Here is a 15,320-nt window from a genome sequence, read left to right on the forward strand (position 1 = left end):
TCCCGCAACCAAAATACAAAAAATACCCACAAACAAGTCGCCTCGCTAAAAGCGGGGCGTTATGCGTTCCGGATGACGACGTGGGTGCAGGGCCGAAGCGTTATGAGGGCACATGGTCACCACACCACGAGGCCCCGAAATCGCTTTGAAGCGTAGCCCGAAGCTGTCAGTTTTTACCCAATTCACGCAAGCTTTAGGCCGACCGACGCAAATGGCGTTCCAGCGACCTTGCACATCTGGGCGAGACACGCGCGCGCCGACATGTGTTCCGCTGTTTCTCGCTGAATTTTCTCAGGAACCGATGCTGTAAGCCGCGATCGCAAAGGGCATTTTTTTCAGCAGTTTCATCAGCCCTTTGATGCGGATCAAAGCGGATTGGCAATGAATATGCGCCTATGCGCATATTGGAAGCGCAAGAACCAAAGTGGCGTCGCATGTTGTTGTCTGTTCTCTCCGCTCTGGCCGAGCCGACTCGTCTCGAGGCGATGCGGTTGCTCCGCGATGGGAATGAGCATTGCGTTTGCGAACTGATGGAACGGATCGGCGCTACGCAGAGTCGGATGTCGCGTCATATGCGCGTCCTCAAGGACGCTGGTCTGGTCATCGACCGACGTGACCGGCAATGGGTGCGTTATCGTCTCAATCCGACGATGCCTGCGGAAATCGCGCTGGTTCTGGAGGCGATCGTCCGGGTTGGCTCCGCTAACGACAGGAGTGCAGCATGAGCACGGAAATGACGGGGCATCCGCAAGCTCCTCTGCGTCGGGATTGGCTTTGGCATGTTGGCGTTGCCGGGTTCGTCGCGTCGTGGTGGTGGCTCTATCATCAGCTCATCAAGATCTCGGATTGGCTCACCTCTCTCGTGCCGGTCGACCGCCACAGCCATGCGGGCGAGGCGATCGCCTTCTTTCTCTATGATGTGCCGAAGGTCATGATGTTGCTGACGCTCATCGTTTTCGCGATGGGCGTGGTACGCAGTTTCTTCTCCCCCGAGAAGACCCGCGCCCTGCTCTCTGGCAAGCGCGAGGGGGTGGGCAACATCCTGTCGGCGGGTCTCGGTGTTCTGACGCCGTTCTGTTCCTGCTCGGCTGTCCCCCTGTTTATCGGGTTCATCTCCGCGGGCGTCCCTCTCGGGGTAACGTTCTCCTTCCTGATCGCCGCGCCGATGGTGAACGAGGTGGCGCTGGTGCTTCTCTTCGGATTGGTGGGCTGGCAGGTGGCGATGACTTACCTGGTCTTCGGGCTCGGCATCGCGATCTCGGCAGGTTTCGTGATCGGGAAGTTGCGGCTCGAGGGCTGGCTGCAGGACTGGGTGCGCGACATTCATTCCGGTGCACAGGTTCCCGAGGGGCTTGAGGAAGATCGTCTGAGCATGGTCGACCGCTATCGGCTCGGCATTCAGGCCGTGCGCGAAATCTTCGCAAAGGTCTGGATCTGGATCGTTCTTGGGATCGCGATGGGCGCCTTGATCCATGGTTACGTTCCTGAAGACCTGATGGTGCGGATCATGGGGGCTGATGCCTGGTGGTCTGTTCCGGCCGCGGTGCTTATGGGGATCCCGATGTACACCAATGCGGCGGGCGTCATCCCGATCGTCGAGGCGCTTCTTGGCAAGGGCGCGGCACTCGGAACGGTGCTTGCCTTCATGATGAGCGTCATCGCACTCAGTCTCCCCGAGATGATCATCCTCAAGCAGGTTCTGACGCTGCGCCTGATCGCCGTATTTATCGGCGTGGTCGCGAGCGGCATTCTCGCTGTGGGCTACTTGTTCAACCTTCTCTTCTGAAAGGAACGCGACATGAAAACCGTCAAAGTCTATGGTCCGGGCTGCAAGCGTTGCGAAACGACCGCCGAGATGGTGAAGCAGGCGGCCGCGACGCTGGGTATCGAGGTCGAGGTCGAAAAGGTTTCCGATCCGAAAGCGATCGCGCTTGCAGGCGTGATGTCGACGCCGGGAATTTCTGTCGACGGCAAGCTTGTGCATGCGGGGGGGGTGCCCGATCCCGACCGGCTCGCGGGCTGGCTGAATGCGTGAAGCCTGTGGCGGGACGCGCGACGGCGCTACCGCCGGATATCTCGGGCGCAACTTGCCAAGCCCCGCTGCATGGTCGAGACTCCGGCCTCGATATGACTGGCCGTTGCGCCATTTGCGCGCTGCCCGACCCTGAGCCGGCCGAAAAGAGGGAGTTGAGATGAGACTGAGCGTTTACTTGGCAGGCGAGATTCACACCGACTGGCGCGATGCCGTGATCGCGGCATGCGAGGGGCTTGAGATCGACTGGTCCGGTCCGGTCACCGATCATGCGGCCTCGGATGATTGCGGGGTCGAGATTTTCGGCGCCGAGGAAGACAAGTTCTGGCACGACCGCAAGGGGGCCTCGCTCAACGCGATCCGCATTCGTACCGGGATCGAGCGCTGCGACGTGCTCGTCGTTTGCTTCGGCGAGAAATACAAGCAATGGAACGCGGCGTTTGATGCGGGATATGCAGCGGCATTGGGCAAGTCGATCATCGTATTGCAGCCGCCCGAGCATGACCACGCGCTCAAGGAGGTGGACGCGGCAGCCAGCGCGGTGGCCCGTACCCCCGAACAGGTCGCGCGGGCATTGCGGTACGTGACCACGGCGAAACTCTGAGCGGGGCAGGCGCCTCCTGGAGCCGGACACAGAAAAACGGCCGGGCCCTCGCGGGTCCGGCCGTCTCACGTCTCGAGTGCGTTCAGATGCGTTGACCGGAGGTCGGCTCGAAGAAGGTGACCTTCTCGAGATCGAACTCGAGATCGAGCATCTCGCCCGGATGGGCGACGGTCTCGGCGTGTAGCCGCGCGGTGATCATCTTGCCGCCCATATGGGTCGTCACGAAGGTATCCGCGCCCGCAGGCTCGACCATGTCCACCCGGATCGCGGCGCGCTGAACGGTGTCGCCCGACCGATAGCCAGCTTCGGCGAGATCCTCGGGACGCACACCTACCACCACGTCGCCCGGGAGATCCTTGCGCGGCACATCGAGGAAGATCGGCTCGAGCCCCTCGCGGTCGATCTCGAGCTTGGTGCCGTTGCCTTCGCTATGCGCGCGCGCCGGGATCAGGTTCATCGGCGGGCTGCCCATGAAATCCGCGACGAAGGTATTCGCGGGGTGATTGTAGATTTCCGACGGCGTGCCGATCTGCTGGATCACGCCCCCTTTCATCACCACGATCTTCGTTGCCAGCGTCATCGCCTCGATCTGGTCATGCGTCACATAAACCATAGAGGCGCCAAGCCGATGATGGAGCTTCTTGATCTCGGAGCGCATCTCGACGCGCAGTTTGGCGTCGAGGTTCGAGAGCGGTTCATCGAACAGGAACAGCGCCGGATCGCGGACCAGCGCACGGCCCATCGCAACCCGCTGGCGCTGCCCGCCCGAGAGTTGGCCGGGACGACGCTTGAGGAGCTGCTCGATTTGCAACTGCTTGGCGACAGCAGCCAACTTGCGATCCTGCTCTTCTTGCGAAATGCCGCGCACCTTCATCCCGAAGGTGATGTTCTTCGCCACCGACATCGTCGGGTAGAGCGCGTAGGACTGAAACACCATCGCGATGTCGCGATCCTTGGGGCTGACATGGGTCATGTCACGCCCGTCGATCTCGATGCTGCCCGAGGTGATTTCCTCAAGCCCCGCGATGCAGTTCAGCAGGGTCGATTTCCCGCAGCCCGAAGGGCCGACCAGAACGAGGAAATCGCCCTTTTCAATGGTGACGTTGATGTCCTTCAGGATCTCGGTCGAACCGTAGTTCTTGTAGAGATGCTTGATGTCGAGAATGGGTGCCATGAGATCAGCCTTTCACGGAACCGGCGGTCAGCCCGCGGATGAAGTATTTCCCGGCGACGATGTAGACGAAGAGCGTCGGCAGGCCCGCGATGATCGCGGCGGCCATGTCGACGTTGTATTCCTTCACGCCGGTGGTCGAGTTGACGATGTTGTTGAGCGCGACGGTGATCGGTTGCGATCCGGCCGAGCTGAACGAGACACCGAAGAGGAAGTCGTTCCAGATCTGGGTGAATTGCCAGATGATCGTGACCACCGCGATCGGCAGCGAGAGCGGCAGGAAGATCGACCAGAAGATGCGGAAGAAGCCCGCCCCGTCGATCTTGGCTGCGCGCACCAGCTCATGCGGGATCGTCACATAGTAGTTGCGGAAGAACAGCGTGGTGAAGCCGAGACCGTAGATCGTGTGCACGAAGATCAGTCCCGGGATGGTCCCCGCAAGTCCGAAGATTCCCAGCATTCGCGCCATCGGCAGCAGCACCACCTGGAAGGGGATGAAGCAGCCAAAGAGAAGGAAGGCAAAGAACAGGTTCGCGCCGCGGAACCGCCATTGCGCGAAGATGTAGCCGTTCAGGGCGCCGATCAGCGTCGAGAGAAGCACGCCCGGCACCGCCATCATCACCGAGTTCCAGAAGAAGGGACGCAGCCCCTCGCACTGGATACCGGTGCAGGCGCCGCTCCAGGCCTTGCCCCAGGCGTCGAAGGTCACCTCGCGTGGAAGCGCGACGAGGCTCCCGGTGCGGATCTCCTCGAGCGATTTGAGCGAGGTGGTCAGCATCACGAACAGCGGCAGCAGGTAATAGAGCGCGAAGAGGCACAGCAGCGCATAGAGCCCCCAGCGTAGCAGGCGGCGGCCGATCAGCGCGCCGGCCGACCGTGGCTCTCGCCCGGTTTGGGTCAGGGTCGCGTCAGTCATTCTTCGCCCTCAATTCGGAATAGAGATAGGGAACCACGATCGTGAAGACGACGAGCATCATGATCATCGCCGAGGAGGCCGCCTGGCCGAGATCCCCGCGCGAGAACGCCATCGCATACATGTAGGTCGCGGGCAGGTCGGTCGCGTAGCCGGGGCCACCGCCGGTCAGCGCGATAACGAGGTCGAAGCTCTTGATCGCGAGATGGGCGAGCACGATGAAGGCCGACAGGAAGATCGGTGCCATCGAGGGTATGATGATCGCGGTATAGACGCGCCAGGTCGGGATGCCGTCCACTTGCGCGGCCTTGATGATCTCGCCATCGACCGAGCGCAGTCCAGCGAGAAACAGCGCCATCACGAAGCCCGAGGCTTGCCAGACCGCCGCCATAACGATCGCATAGAGCGCCATCTCGGGATTGATCAGCCAGTCGAAGGTGAAGTTCTCGAAGCCCCAGCCCTGCACCATCGCCTGGATGCCGAGTCCGGGGTTCAGGATCCACTTCCAGGCGGTGCCGGTGACGATCATCGAGAGCGCCATCGGGTAGAGATAGATCGTGCGCAGCGCACCCTCGATGCGGATCTTCTGATCGAGGAAGATCGCCAGCATCAGCCCGAGGATCATCGAGATGCCGATGAAGAGCGCGCCGAAGATGAAGAGGTTGGTAAGTGCCGTGTCCCAGCGGGGGCTGGCGAACAGCCGCTCATATTGGATCAGCCCGTCGATTTCATAGCGCGGCATCAGCTTGGAACGCGTCAGCGAGACCCAGGCCGTCCAGGCGATGAAACCGTAGACGAAGAGCAGCACGGCCACGAAGGTCGGCGCCAATACGATCTTTGGGACATGGCGGGAAAGCCAGTCGGTCATGGGATTTGTCCTAGATGGGGTCCGCCCGGCCCTGCGGGTGCAGAGACCGGGCGGAAGGGTGTAATCAGGCGATTACATCGAGTTGGCGACGGCGGTGGCCAGCTGCTGGACAGCTTCCTCCGACGACATGTCCGAGTTGAAATGCGCGGTTACGACATCGGTGATCGCACCGGCCTGAGCGCCACGCAGCGCCATGCCATGGGCGTAAGACGGCATCAGAGAGCCATTCTCGCCATCGGCCTTCATGTCGGCAGCCGACATCTTCGCGCAATCGTCGAACTTGTCGAGCGACACGTCGGTACGCACCGGGATCGAGCCCTTGTTCAGGTTGAAGGTCTCCTGGAAGGAGGGACCGACGATCAGCTCGGCCAGGATCTTCTGGCCTTCCTGCTTGCCGGCGCCATCGACCTTGAACATCGCGAAGCTGTCCACGTTATAGAGGAAGCCCGCATCGCCCGGGGTCGGCGCGCAGACGAAATCGGTGCCCGGGGTTTTGCCTGCGGCGAGGAATTCGCCCTTCGCCCAGTCGCCCATGATCTGGAAGGCGGCCTCGCCATTCATCACCATCGCGGTCGCGAGGTTCCAGTCACGGCCCGAGAAGTTGTCATCGACATAGCCGCGCAGCGTGCGCATCTCGTCGAAGACCGCTTTCATCGTGTCCGATTTCAGCGCGTCCTGATCGAGCTCGACCAGCGCCTTGTGGTAGAATTCCGGCCCGCCGAGGCCGAGCACGACGGTCTCGAACACGGTCGCGTCCTGCCAGGCCTGACCGCCGTGCGCGAGCGGCGTGATGCCGGCGGCTTTCAGCTTCTCGGCCGCGGCGTTGAACTCGTCCCAGGTCTTCGGCATCTCGATGCCATTGGCGTCGAGGATAGCCTTGTTCGCCCAGACCCAGTTTACGCGGTGCACGTTGACGGGCGCCGCACACCAATGGCCGTCGCATTTCATGTGATCGGCGATGCGCGCGGGCAGAACATCGGCCCAATGCTGCTCCTCGGCGACATCCGAGATGTCGGCGAGAACGCCTTCTTCATACCATTCCTGAATCGCGGGGCCCTTGAGCTGAACCGCGGTCGGGGCGTTGCCCGACAGAACGCGGGCGCGCAGGGCGCTCATCGCGGCGTCGCCGCCGCCCCCGGCGACCGGCATGTCGGTCCAGGTGCCGCCGCGCTGGGCGAATTCCTGCTGGAGCACGGCCACGGCCTTCGCTTCACCGCCCGAGGTCCACCAGTGCAGCACCTCCGCCTTCGGTTCGGCGAACGCGCTGCCTGCGGTCAGGGCAAATGCGGACAGGGCTGCAAATGCAGTCATCTTGGTCATCGATTTTCCTCCCGATGTCTGCGCCCCCCTCCAGAGGCGCGGTAACGTGGACATTCTGCAAAACGATTTTTCGGTCGCAATCCCGTTACCGCCCGGTCTCTGCGCTGCGGCATGAGATTCTTGTCGGGTTTGTTACAAGCTGTTACCAATTCCGGGTTTTTCGGCCGCGCCAAACTGGGTCGCGCGCAAGGAAGGGACAGGAATGACTATTCCCCGGCTCCTGATCGTCGATGACGATTCCGAGATGCGCATGATGATGGTGACCTATTTCCAGCGCCACGGGTTCATCGCGCATCCCGCCACGAGCGAGGCCGAGATCAACGCTCATCTGGCGGAGAACCGCGTCGATCTGATCCTGCTCGACGTGATGCTCGCCGATGAGAACGGGATCGAGATCTGCGCGCGGCTGCGCTCGGAGGAAGACGTGCCGATCATCCTCGTCTCGGCGCTCTCTGCCGATCATCAGCGCATGGCAGGCTACGAGGTCGGCGCCGATGACTACATCGCCAAACCCTTCAATCCCGAATTGCTGATCGCGCGGGTCAAGGCAGTGTTGCGCCGGGTTCGCCGCTCGCCTTCGCTGAGCTATCGCCGCGCAACGAGCGTCTGGCGTTTCGGCGGCTGGCGTTATGACGGCAAGCGCGACGAGGTGATCGCGCCCGACGGCTATCAGGTGATGCTCTCGAGCCGGGAGACCGCGCTTCTGAAGGTGCTGCTGGCCAATCCGCATATCCCGCTCACCCGCGAAGAGATCGCCGCCGCGCTGAGCGACCACCCCGAGACCGATGCCGGTGGGCGGGCGATCGACGTACTGGTGGGGCGGCTGCGCTCGAAGATCGAACGCAACCCGAAAGCGCCGCAGATGCTACGCACCGAGCGCGGCACAGGATATGTCTTTGCCTGCGACGTGACGCGCGAGGAGACATGAGGGCGCTGCCCCATCCCAGCCTGCGTGCGATGGCGGCCTTCTGGATCGGGGCGGCTTTTCTGGCCGGCGTGGCCGCGGCCTGGCTCTGGTTCGGCAGCCAGAATGCCTGGCGCGAGCATCTGCTGCGCGCAGATCGCGACGGTCAGCTTTTGTTCGCCGCGATCGAGACCGGCGCGGGGATGCCGAAAGATCTGCAAGCCTACCCCCTGACAAAACCGGATGCCGATCTGGCCGAGAAAGCGCAGTTCATCTCGCTGTCCGACGCGCCGCGGCCCGCATTGCTGACCCATATTCCGGTCGCGGGTCTGCATCCGAGCGGCACGAACATGCCGCAGCTCGTGGTCGAGGCGATCTCCTCTGATTTGAGCTATCCGGTGGGGCGGTTGACCACCCGGCCGGACATGGCCGCACAGGAGATGCTGGGCCAGATCGTGCGGCTCCTCTCGACCTATTGCGGCGATCCGCTGGTGGTGCTGCGCAGCTCCGGCGGGACGTGGTATCGGCTTAACGGCTCGGCGCTCTGGTCCTGTCAGGCCGCGCCGCCCGACCGGCGAATTGCGGCGATGGCGCTGGGCGGGTTTGCCCTGCTGGCGCTGTTGGTGGGCGCCAGTCGTATCGCGCATCGCTTCAGCGATTTCGCGAGCCAATTGCATGATCGCCAGTTGCGCGGCGGGCCCGATGCTTACGAACGCGAGGGTCCGGCCGAGCTTGCCGCCATCGTCGAAGCAGTGAACCTGCATCTCGACCGCGAGCGCCAGCGACTCTCGAAACGTCTGATGGTGCTATCCGGGGTCAGTCACGATCTCGGCTCGCCCGCGACGCGCCTGCGCTTGCGCGCGGCGCTGATCGAGGACGAGGCGCTGCGCAACCGTTTTGCCGCCGATATCGAGCGCATGACCGAGATGATCGACGGGGTGCTTGCCTATACCCGCTCCGAGCTGAACGTCGAGACGCCCCGCCAGCTAAGCCTGAGCGCGCTGGTCGAGGCCTTGGTCGACGACTATCGCGACGCGGGCCAGCCGGTCGAGCTTTGCCCGATCGAGCCGGTGCGCACGGAAGGCGCGCGCTCGCTCTTTTCCTCGCGGGTGGGCCATGGCGAGCTGTCCGAGCGACAGATCCTCGTGACTGCGCGCCCGATAGCCTTGCAGCGCGCGATCTCGAACCTGATCGACAATGCGCTGAAATACGGACGGCGCGCACATGTGAGCCTGGAGGCCGATGCACAGCGCGCGCAGATCGTGGTGGAGGACGAGGGCGGCGAGACCCGTCCCGACGTGATGGCCGCGCTCACCGCGCCGTTCGAACGCGGCCCGCAAGAGGCTCAGGTCTCGGGTCATGGGTTGGGCCTGACCATTGCCGCCACCGTGGCCGAAGGACATGGCGGCAACCTGAGTTTCGCGCAAGGCGCGCGTGGGTTGCGGGTGACCCTGACGATTGCGCGCGGATAAAGGGCACGGATCCGAACCGGTTTTCCAAACGAAAAGGGCCGGCACTTGCCAGCCCTTCCTGATCGTTCAATCCAGCGGAGCGATCATTCGATCCCGCCGAGGCACATGTATTTGATCTCGAGGAAATCGTCGGCGCCGTATTTCGAGCCCTCGCGGCCCAGCCCCGATTGCTTGATGCCGCCGAACGGCGCCACCTCGGTCGAGATGATGCCGGTGTTCACGCCGACGATGCCGGTTTCCATCGCCTCGGCCACGCGCCAGACGCGGGCGAGATCGCGCGAGTAGAAATACCCCGCCAGACCGAACTCGGTATCATTCGCCATCGCGACCGCATCGGCCTCGTGCTCGAACTTCACCAGCGGCGCGAGCGGCCCGAAAGTCTCTTCGCGCGCGACCTTCATCGCCTGCGTGACGCCTGTCAGGATCGTCGGTTCGAAGAAGGTCCGCCCAAGGTTCGAGCGATGCCCGCCGGTCGCGATCTCGGCGCCCTTTTCGGTGGCGTCCGCGATGTGATCCTCGACCTTGGCCAAAGCTGCGGCGTTGATCAGCGGGCCGGTGGTCACGCCCTCGTCGAACCCGTTGCCGAGTTTCAGCGTGCCGAGCTTCGCCGCGAGCTTCTCCGCAAACGCGTCATAGACGCCCGCCTGCACATAGATCCGGTTCGCACAGACGCAGGTCTGCCCGTTATTGCGGAACTTCGCGATCAGCGCGCCTTCGACGGCGGCGTCGAGATCGGCATCGTCAAAGACGATGAAGGGCGCGTTGCCGCCGAGTTCCAGGCTGATCTTCTTCACCGTCTCGGAGCCCTGCTTCATCAGCAGTTTGCCGACGCGGGTGGAGCCGGTGAAGGTGATCTTCGCGACCTTGGGGTTGGCGCAAAGCTCCTCGCCCATGCCCGCCGCATCGAGGCCGGGAATGATGTTCACCACGCCTGCCGGGATGCCCGCGCGTTCGGCCAGCACCGCCATCGCGAGCGCCGAAAGGGGCGTGAATTCCGACGGACGCCCGACGAAAGTGCAGCCCACGGCCAGCGCCGGGGCGACCTTGCGCGCGATCATCGCATTGGGGAAGTTCCACGGCGTGATCGAGCCCACGACGCCCACCGGCTGTTTGAGCACGATGATGCGCTTGTCGCGCTGGTGGCCGGGGATCACGTCGCCATAGACGCGCTTGGCTTCCTCGGCGAACCACTCGATGAAGGACGCGCCATAGGCGATCTCGCCCTTGGCCTCGGTCAGCGGCTTGCCCATCTCGGCGGTCAGGATCGCGCCGAGGTCGTCCTGGTTCGCCATCATCAGGTCGAACCATTTGCGCAGATAGCCCGCGCGCTCCTTGCCGGTCAGCGCGGCCCAGGCAGGTTTCGCCGCATAGGCAGCCTCGATCGCGGCGCGGGTCTCGGCCACGCCGAGATCGGTGACCTTGGCCACCAGTTCCCCGGTGGCCGGATCGTTGACATCAAAGGTCTTGCCGGTCTCGATCCACTCGCCGTTCACATAGGCGCGGGTTTCCAGAAGGCTGGGGTCGTTCAGCTTCAGCATGCTCAGGCCTCCTTCGCCGCAGCCATCGCCTCTTCGAGGATGTCGAGCGCCTTGGCCATCTGCTCGTCAGGGATGGTGATCGGCGCGAGGAAGCGGATCACGTTGCCATAGACGCCGCAGGTCAGGAGCAGCAGGCCACGGTTGAGCGCCTCGACACGGATACGCTGGGTCAGGGCTGCGTCAGGCTTGCCGTCCGACATCAGCTCGATCGCGACCATGAAGCCGGGTCCACGGATTTCGGCGATCTCGGGCATGGTGGCGCGGATCGCTTCCAGACGCTGCTTGAGGCGCGAGCCGAGCTCGTTGGCGCGCGAACAGAGGTCTTCTTCCTCGATCACGTCGAGCACTGCGTTACCGGCCGCGACGCCCAGCGGGTTGCCGCCATAGGTGCCGCCCAGACCGCCCGGGTTGGCCGCGTCCATGACTTCGGCCTTGCCGGTCACGGCTGCGATCGGCAGGCCGCCACCCAGACCTTTCGCCATCGTGGTGATGTCCGCCGCCACGCCGTAAGCGTCCATAGCGAAGAGGGTGCCGGTGCGGGCGAAGCCGGTCTGCACCTCATCGGCGATCATCACGATGCCATGCTCGTCACAGAAGGCGCGCAGGCGCTTGACGAAATCATGCGGGGCCGGGTTGAAGCCGCCTTCGCCCTGCACCGGCTCGAAGATCACCGCGGCGAGGCGCGAGGGGTCGAGATCGGTTTTGAACAGGCTCTCCATCGCGGCGAAGCTGTCATCGGTCGACACGCCATGCAGCGCGTTCGGGAAGGGGACGTGGTAGATGTCGGGCATCATCTGGCCGAAGCCCGCCTTGTAGGGCGCGACCTTGCCGGTGAGCGTCATCGTCATGAAGGTCCGGCCGTGGAAGGCGCCACCGAAGGCGATGACCGCGTTGCGGCCGGTATAGGCGCGGGCGATCTTGATCGCGTTCTCGACCGACTCGGCGCCGGTGGTCACGAAGATCGACTTCTTCGCGAAGTCGCCCGGGGTCTTCTCATTGAGACGCTCGGCGAGGCGCACATAGGGCTCATAGGGCATGACCTGATGGCAGGTATGGGTGAAGGCGTCGAGCTGCGCCTTGACCGCCTCGATGACCTTCGGGTGGCGGTGACCGGTGTTCACCACCGCGATCCCGGCGGCGAAGTCGATCAGTTCCTTGCCGTCGGCATCGGTGACCGTCGCGTTCTCGGCCGAGACCGCGAAATTCTGGGTTTGCACGCCGACCCCACGGGCCAGGGCCGCGGCGCGGCGGGTTTCAAGCTCGGTATTGGTGGTCATGGCGGGCCTCGCATGTTGGCGGAGAATCAGGATATGCGCCGCACGCTAGCGTTTAATATGTAACCTCGCAACGTTTAGTTTGTTAAACGGCGTTAAACAGTCTAGTGTGTCTGTCAGCCCCTGCGGCCGCCCGTAGAACAAGGCTGCGAAAGGATTGTGATTTGAGCGATTTCGATGTCGGCAACCGATTGAAGACGATCCGTGAGGAAAGCGGTCTGTCGCAGCGTGAATTGGCGCAGCGGGCGGGTGTGACGAACGGTCTGGTGTCGCTGATCGAGCGTAACAAGACCTCGCCCTCGATTACCTCGCTGCGCAAGATCCTCGAGATTCTCGGCATGACGCTGGCGGAGTTCTTCGACAGCGGTGCGCCCGCGGAGCCGGGCAAGTTCGTGTTTCGCCATGGCGAGCTGACCGAGATCAACCCGGGCCGGATTTACCGCTCGGCGGGGGCGGAGGCGCTCAAGGCGCTGTCGCTCAAGCGCTGGGGGAAGCAGGGACAGACGAACCTGCTGCTGCTCTATGAGACCTACGAGCCCGGCGCGGATACCGGCGAGGAAGCCTATAGCCACGAAGGCGAGGAGGGCGGGTTCGTCATCGAGGGGGAGATGCTGCTGACCGTGGGCGAGACGACCGAACTCTTGCGCGCCGGCGACGCCTATCTCTTCGATAGCCGCCTGCCGCATCGTTTCCGCAACGTGGCGCAAACGCGCTGCGTGATCGTTAGCGCCGCGACCCCGCCGAGTTTCTAAGACCCGTCAGTTCCCGGTCGTGGGGCAGGGCGCGATGCGGATCGGCGCCTCGGGCGTCACGCCGAGCGTCTGGCAGTCTTTTGCGCAAAGCGTCCAGCCCGAAACGGTCGCACCGGAGGCCGCGAGTTCCAGCTCGGGCACCTCGGGACCGTCGGCTTTCCAGACCCACCATCCATTCTCGAAATGGCCGCCCGGGCCGGGTTCCATTCCCGCGCCCGACCCCTTCACCGCCGCACCAACCAGTCGCAGCGTGCCGTGGTCCGTGACCTGCCAATGCTCGCGCCAGCCCTCCTTCTCGACGGAATGGGTCCATTCGAGGGAGAACTGGCCGCTCGGGGCCAGCGCGATCATCGCCGCGCCGACCATGAGGCAGCTCGCGCTCACGCCGCCGCCTTCTCGCGCCGCAGCCAGAGCGTGACGGCGAAGAGCGCGACCAGCGCGAAACCGATCTCATCTGTCAGCGGCAGCGCCGCGATCAGGGTGAAGCCCGCGATCATGCCAAGCGCACGTTCCCAAAGCGCCAGCGGGCGCCCGAGCCAGCCAATCACCGCCACGCCCCAGAGCGAAAGCGCGAGCAGCGCCTTGATCACCACATAGGCCACCGCCGGCCAGTAGCCGATCGAGGCCGCCAGCGGTCCGCCATCCTGCAACATCAGTGCGGGCGTGTAGACCGCCATGAACGGCACCACGAAACCGGCCGCTGCGACCTTGATCGCTTCGAAGCTGATCCTCAGGCCGCTTTCCTTGGCAATCGGGGCGGCGGCGAAACAGGCGAGCGCGACGGGTGGCGTCAGATCGGCGAGGATGCCGAAGTAGAAGACGAACATATGGCTCACGATCAGCGGCACGCCGAGGTCGAGCAGCGCCGGGCCCGCGATAGAGGAGGTGATGATGTAGTTCGGGATCGTCGGGATCCCCATGCCGAGCACGATACAGGTGATCATCGTCAGGATCAGCGAGAGGAACAGGCTCGACTTGCCGACGCCCACGATGAACTGGCCGAAAGTGGTGGCCGCCCCGGTCAGGGTCATCACGCCGATGATCACGCCGACCAGCGCGCAGGCGATACCCACGGGCAGTGCGGTGCGAGCACCATCGGCAAGGCTGTCACGGCAGATCGCCAGCGTCTCGCGCCCGCCCTTGTTGAATGCGTTGATCGCGACCAGCACCGCGAGTGCGGCGAGTACGGCCCAGATTCCGACCTCGAAGAACGCCGCGGCGACCAGCGCGAGGATGATCCAGAATATCGACCGGATCACGGTGTTGGGCAGCCCCAGCGCAACCGAACCGCCGAGGATCAGCAGGCCCGTCAGCGAAAGGCCGACCGTTCCGGCGAAAAGCGGCGTGTAGCCCGAGAACAAAAGGAACACGAGCACCGCCAGCGGCAGCAGCAGATACCAGCCTTCCTTGAGTGCCTTGCGCGGCGAGGGCAGCTCGGATTTGGCAAGGCCGCGCAGGTTGCGCTTGCCTGCCTCGAGATGGACCATCCAGAAGGCGCCCGCGAAATAGAGGATCGCCGGGATCAGCGCGGCTTTCACGACCTCGACGTAATCGACGCCGAGTGTTTCGGCCATGATGAAGGCGACCGCCCCCATCACCGGCGGCATGATCTGACCGCCCATCGAGGCAGTGGCCTCGACCCCGCCCGCGAAAGCGGAGCGGTAGCCGAAGCTCTTCATCAGCGGGATCGTGAACTGCCCGGTGGTGACGACATTGGCCACGCCCGAGCCCGAAATCGTACCCATCAGACCCGAGGAGAGCACCGAGACCTTCGCCGCGCCGCCCATCTTGTGGCCGACAAGGCCCAGCGAGACATCGGTGAAGAGCTTGATCATCCCGGCCTTCTCGAGAAAGGCGCCGAACAGGATGAAGAGGAAGATATAGGTCGCCGAGACATAGGTCGGGATGCCGTAGATCCCTTCGGTGCCATAGCTCATCTGCTCGATCACCTGCTCGAAGGCATAGCCGCGATGGTTGAGCGGCGAGGGCAGGTGTTGGCCGAACATGGCATAAAGGAAGAAGGTACCCGCGATGATCGGCAAAGCCGGGCCCATCAGCATCCAGGCAGCAGTGAAGACGGTGATCAGAAGCAACACGCCCATCACCAGATCGAGCGTGTTGGGATCGCCCGCGCGCAGCAGAAGCGGGGTGTATTCGATCCACTGATATGCCGCGACGGCCACGCCGCCCGCGGCAAGCAGATAGGCCAAACTCCGACCGAGCGGGCCGAAGCCTTTCGCGATGGAGAGAAGCGGAAAACCGAGAGCCAGCAGGAAGCCCACATGGACCGCGCGCGCGATCTGGCTCGAAGGGCTGATCACATGGGCGGCGAAGGCGATCTGCCAGACCGAGAAGGCCACAGCGAGCCAGAACAGCACGCGCCCTTCGCGGCTATGCGGAAACCCATCGGCCAGCGGGTCGTGCATGATGGCATCGACCTCGGCTTCCTTGCTCGTATCGGTCATCGTTTCC

15 protein-coding genes are annotated in these 15,320 nt (G+C 63.7%); 7 read left to right on the forward strand and 8 right to left on the reverse strand.

The window, feature by feature from the left end; translation table 11 throughout:
• Window positions 1–434 precede the first annotated feature (434 nt).
• The 4 genes from TP2_RS09310 (at window position 435) to TP2_RS09325 (ending at window position 2,636) form a co-directional block, all read left to right on the forward strand.
• Window positions 435–725: an ArsR/SmtB family transcription factor gene (locus TP2_RS09310; protein ID WP_038076534.1), complete on the forward strand. Its 291-nt coding sequence runs from the start codon at window positions 435–437 to the stop codon at window positions 723–725.
• Window positions 722–1,786 (forward strand): permease, encoded by a 1,065-nt coding sequence (locus TP2_RS09315; protein WP_038076540.1) that lies wholly within the window; start codon window positions 722–724, stop codon window positions 1,784–1,786. Before TP2_RS09310 ends, TP2_RS09315 begins: the two co-directional genes overlap by 4 nt.
• Before the next feature lie 12 nt (window positions 1,787–1,798).
• Window positions 1,799–2,035 carry a thioredoxin family protein gene (locus tag TP2_RS09320; protein ID WP_038076544.1) on the forward strand — a complete coding sequence of 79 codons (237 nt, stop codon included), beginning with the start codon at window positions 1,799–1,801 and terminating at the stop codon, window positions 2,033–2,035.
• Window positions 2,036–2,192: 157 nt separating this feature from the next.
• Window positions 2,193–2,636, forward strand: coding sequence for a YtoQ family protein (locus tag TP2_RS09325; RefSeq protein ID WP_038076545.1), 444 nt, complete (start codon window positions 2,193–2,195; stop codon window positions 2,634–2,636).
• An 82-nt stretch (window positions 2,637–2,718) separates the two neighbouring features.
• Here the strand turns inward: TP2_RS09325 and TP2_RS09330 are convergent, their stop codons facing one another.
• The 4 genes from TP2_RS09330 to TP2_RS09345 form a co-directional block, all read right to left on the reverse strand.
• Complete coding sequence (locus TP2_RS09330) at window positions 2,719–3,810, reverse strand: ABC transporter ATP-binding protein (protein WP_038076546.1); 1,092 nt, start codon at window positions 3,808–3,810, stop codon at window positions 2,719–2,721.
• 4 nt (window positions 3,811–3,814) lie between these two features.
• A complete protein-coding gene (locus tag TP2_RS09335; RefSeq protein WP_038076548.1) occupies window positions 3,815–4,723 on the reverse strand; it encodes a carbohydrate ABC transporter permease in 909 nt (302 codons plus the stop codon).
• A complete protein-coding gene (locus TP2_RS09340) occupies window positions 4,716–5,588 on the reverse strand; it encodes a carbohydrate ABC transporter permease (protein WP_038076549.1) in 873 nt (290 codons plus the stop codon). Before TP2_RS09340 ends, TP2_RS09335 begins: the two co-directional genes overlap by 8 nt.
• A gap of 72 nt (window positions 5,589–5,660) precedes the next feature.
• Complete coding sequence (locus TP2_RS09345) at window positions 5,661–6,908, reverse strand: ABC transporter substrate-binding protein (RefSeq protein ID WP_084714127.1); 1,248 nt, start codon at window positions 6,906–6,908, stop codon at window positions 5,661–5,663.
• 202 nt (window positions 6,909–7,110) lie between these two features.
• Between TP2_RS09345 and TP2_RS09350 the strand changes: the two genes are divergently transcribed.
• Both TP2_RS09350 and TP2_RS09355 read left to right on the forward strand, forming a co-directional pair.
• The gene (locus TP2_RS09350) at window positions 7,111–7,836 is read left to right on the forward strand and encodes a response regulator transcription factor (protein WP_038076550.1); all 726 of its coding nucleotides are present in this window, start codon (window positions 7,111–7,113) and stop codon (window positions 7,834–7,836) included.
• Window positions 7,833–9,284 carry a sensor histidine kinase gene (locus TP2_RS09355; protein WP_051692422.1) on the forward strand — a complete coding sequence of 484 codons (1,452 nt, stop codon included), beginning with the start codon at window positions 7,833–7,835 and terminating at the stop codon, window positions 9,282–9,284. Before TP2_RS09350 ends, TP2_RS09355 begins: the two co-directional genes overlap by 4 nt.
• A gap of 83 nt (window positions 9,285–9,367) precedes the next feature.
• Here TP2_RS09355 and TP2_RS09360 read toward each other — a convergent pair whose 3' ends face one another.
• Together TP2_RS09360 and TP2_RS09365 are read right to left on the reverse strand one after the other, a co-directional pair.
• A complete protein-coding gene (locus tag TP2_RS09360) occupies window positions 9,368–10,822 on the reverse strand; it encodes an NAD-dependent succinate-semialdehyde dehydrogenase (protein WP_038076553.1) in 1,455 nt (484 codons plus the stop codon).
• A gap of 2 nt (window positions 10,823–10,824) precedes the next feature.
• Entirely contained in the window at window positions 10,825–12,099 is a 1,275-nt protein-coding gene (locus tag TP2_RS09365; RefSeq protein ID WP_038076556.1) for a 4-aminobutyrate--2-oxoglutarate transaminase, read from the reverse strand.
• 161 nt (window positions 12,100–12,260) lie between these two features.
• Here TP2_RS09365 and TP2_RS09370 point away from each other — a divergent pair, with 161 nt between their 5' ends.
• Window positions 12,261–12,848 (forward strand): cupin domain-containing protein, encoded by a 588-nt coding sequence (locus tag TP2_RS09370; RefSeq protein WP_038076559.1) that lies wholly within the window; start codon window positions 12,261–12,263, stop codon window positions 12,846–12,848.
• Window positions 12,849–12,854: 6 nt separating this feature from the next.
• Here the strand turns inward: TP2_RS09370 and TP2_RS09375 are convergent, their stop codons facing one another.
• Both TP2_RS09375 and TP2_RS09380 read right to left on the reverse strand, forming a co-directional pair.
• Complete coding sequence (locus TP2_RS09375) at window positions 12,855–13,232, reverse strand: DUF1850 domain-containing protein (RefSeq protein ID WP_038076562.1); 378 nt, start codon at window positions 13,230–13,232, stop codon at window positions 12,855–12,857.
• The gene (locus tag TP2_RS09380; RefSeq protein ID WP_038076565.1) at window positions 13,229–15,313 is read right to left on the reverse strand and encodes a TRAP transporter permease; all 2,085 of its coding nucleotides are present in this window, start codon (window positions 15,311–15,313) and stop codon (window positions 13,229–13,231) included. The genes TP2_RS09375 and TP2_RS09380 overlap by 4 nt, the downstream gene beginning before the upstream one ends.
• Window positions 15,314–15,320 lie beyond the last annotated feature (7 nt).

This window comes from Thioclava pacifica DSM 10166 (assembly GCF_000714535.1).
GTDB lineage: Bacteria > Pseudomonadota > Alphaproteobacteria > Rhodobacterales > Rhodobacteraceae > Thioclava > Thioclava pacifica.

Excerpts from the sequence above, each read along its gene's own strand:
- TP2_RS09310 (WP_038076534.1), top strand. The coding sequence starts at position 435 with ATGTTGTTGTCTGTTCTCTCCGCTCTGGCCGAGCCGACTCGTCTCGAG.
- TP2_RS09315 (WP_038076540.1), top strand. The coding sequence starts at position 722 with ATGAGCACGGAAATGACGGGGCATCCGCAAGCTCCTCTGCGTCGGGAT.
- TP2_RS09320 (WP_038076544.1), top strand. The coding sequence starts at position 1,799 with ATGAAAACCGTCAAAGTCTATGGTCCGGGCTGCAAGCGTTGCGAAACG.
- TP2_RS09325 (WP_038076545.1), top strand. The coding sequence starts at position 2,193 with ATGAGACTGAGCGTTTACTTGGCAGGCGAGATTCACACCGACTGGCGC.
- TP2_RS09330 (WP_038076546.1), bottom strand. The coding sequence starts at position 3,810 with ATGGCACCCATTCTCGACATCAAGCATCTCTACAAGAACTACGGTTCG.
- TP2_RS09335 (WP_038076548.1), bottom strand. The coding sequence starts at position 4,723 with ATGACTGACGCGACCCTGACCCAAACCGGGCGAGAGCCACGGTCGGCC.
- TP2_RS09340 (WP_038076549.1), bottom strand. The coding sequence starts at position 5,588 with ATGACCGACTGGCTTTCCCGCCATGTCCCAAAGATCGTATTGGCGCCG.
- TP2_RS09345 (WP_084714127.1), bottom strand. The coding sequence starts at position 6,908 with ATGACCAAGATGACTGCATTTGCAGCCCTGTCCGCATTTGCCCTGACC.
- TP2_RS09350 (WP_038076550.1), top strand. The coding sequence starts at position 7,111 with ATGACTATTCCCCGGCTCCTGATCGTCGATGACGATTCCGAGATGCGC.
- TP2_RS09355 (WP_051692422.1), top strand. The coding sequence starts at position 7,833 with ATGAGGGCGCTGCCCCATCCCAGCCTGCGTGCGATGGCGGCCTTCTGG.
- TP2_RS09360 (WP_038076553.1), bottom strand. The coding sequence starts at position 10,822 with ATGCTGAAGCTGAACGACCCCAGCCTTCTGGAAACCCGCGCCTATGTG.
- TP2_RS09365 (WP_038076556.1), bottom strand. The coding sequence starts at position 12,099 with ATGACCACCAATACCGAGCTTGAAACCCGCCGCGCCGCGGCCCTGGCC.
- TP2_RS09380 (WP_038076565.1), bottom strand. The coding sequence starts at position 15,313 with ATGACCGATACGAGCAAGGAAGCCGAGGTCGATGCCATCATGCACGAC.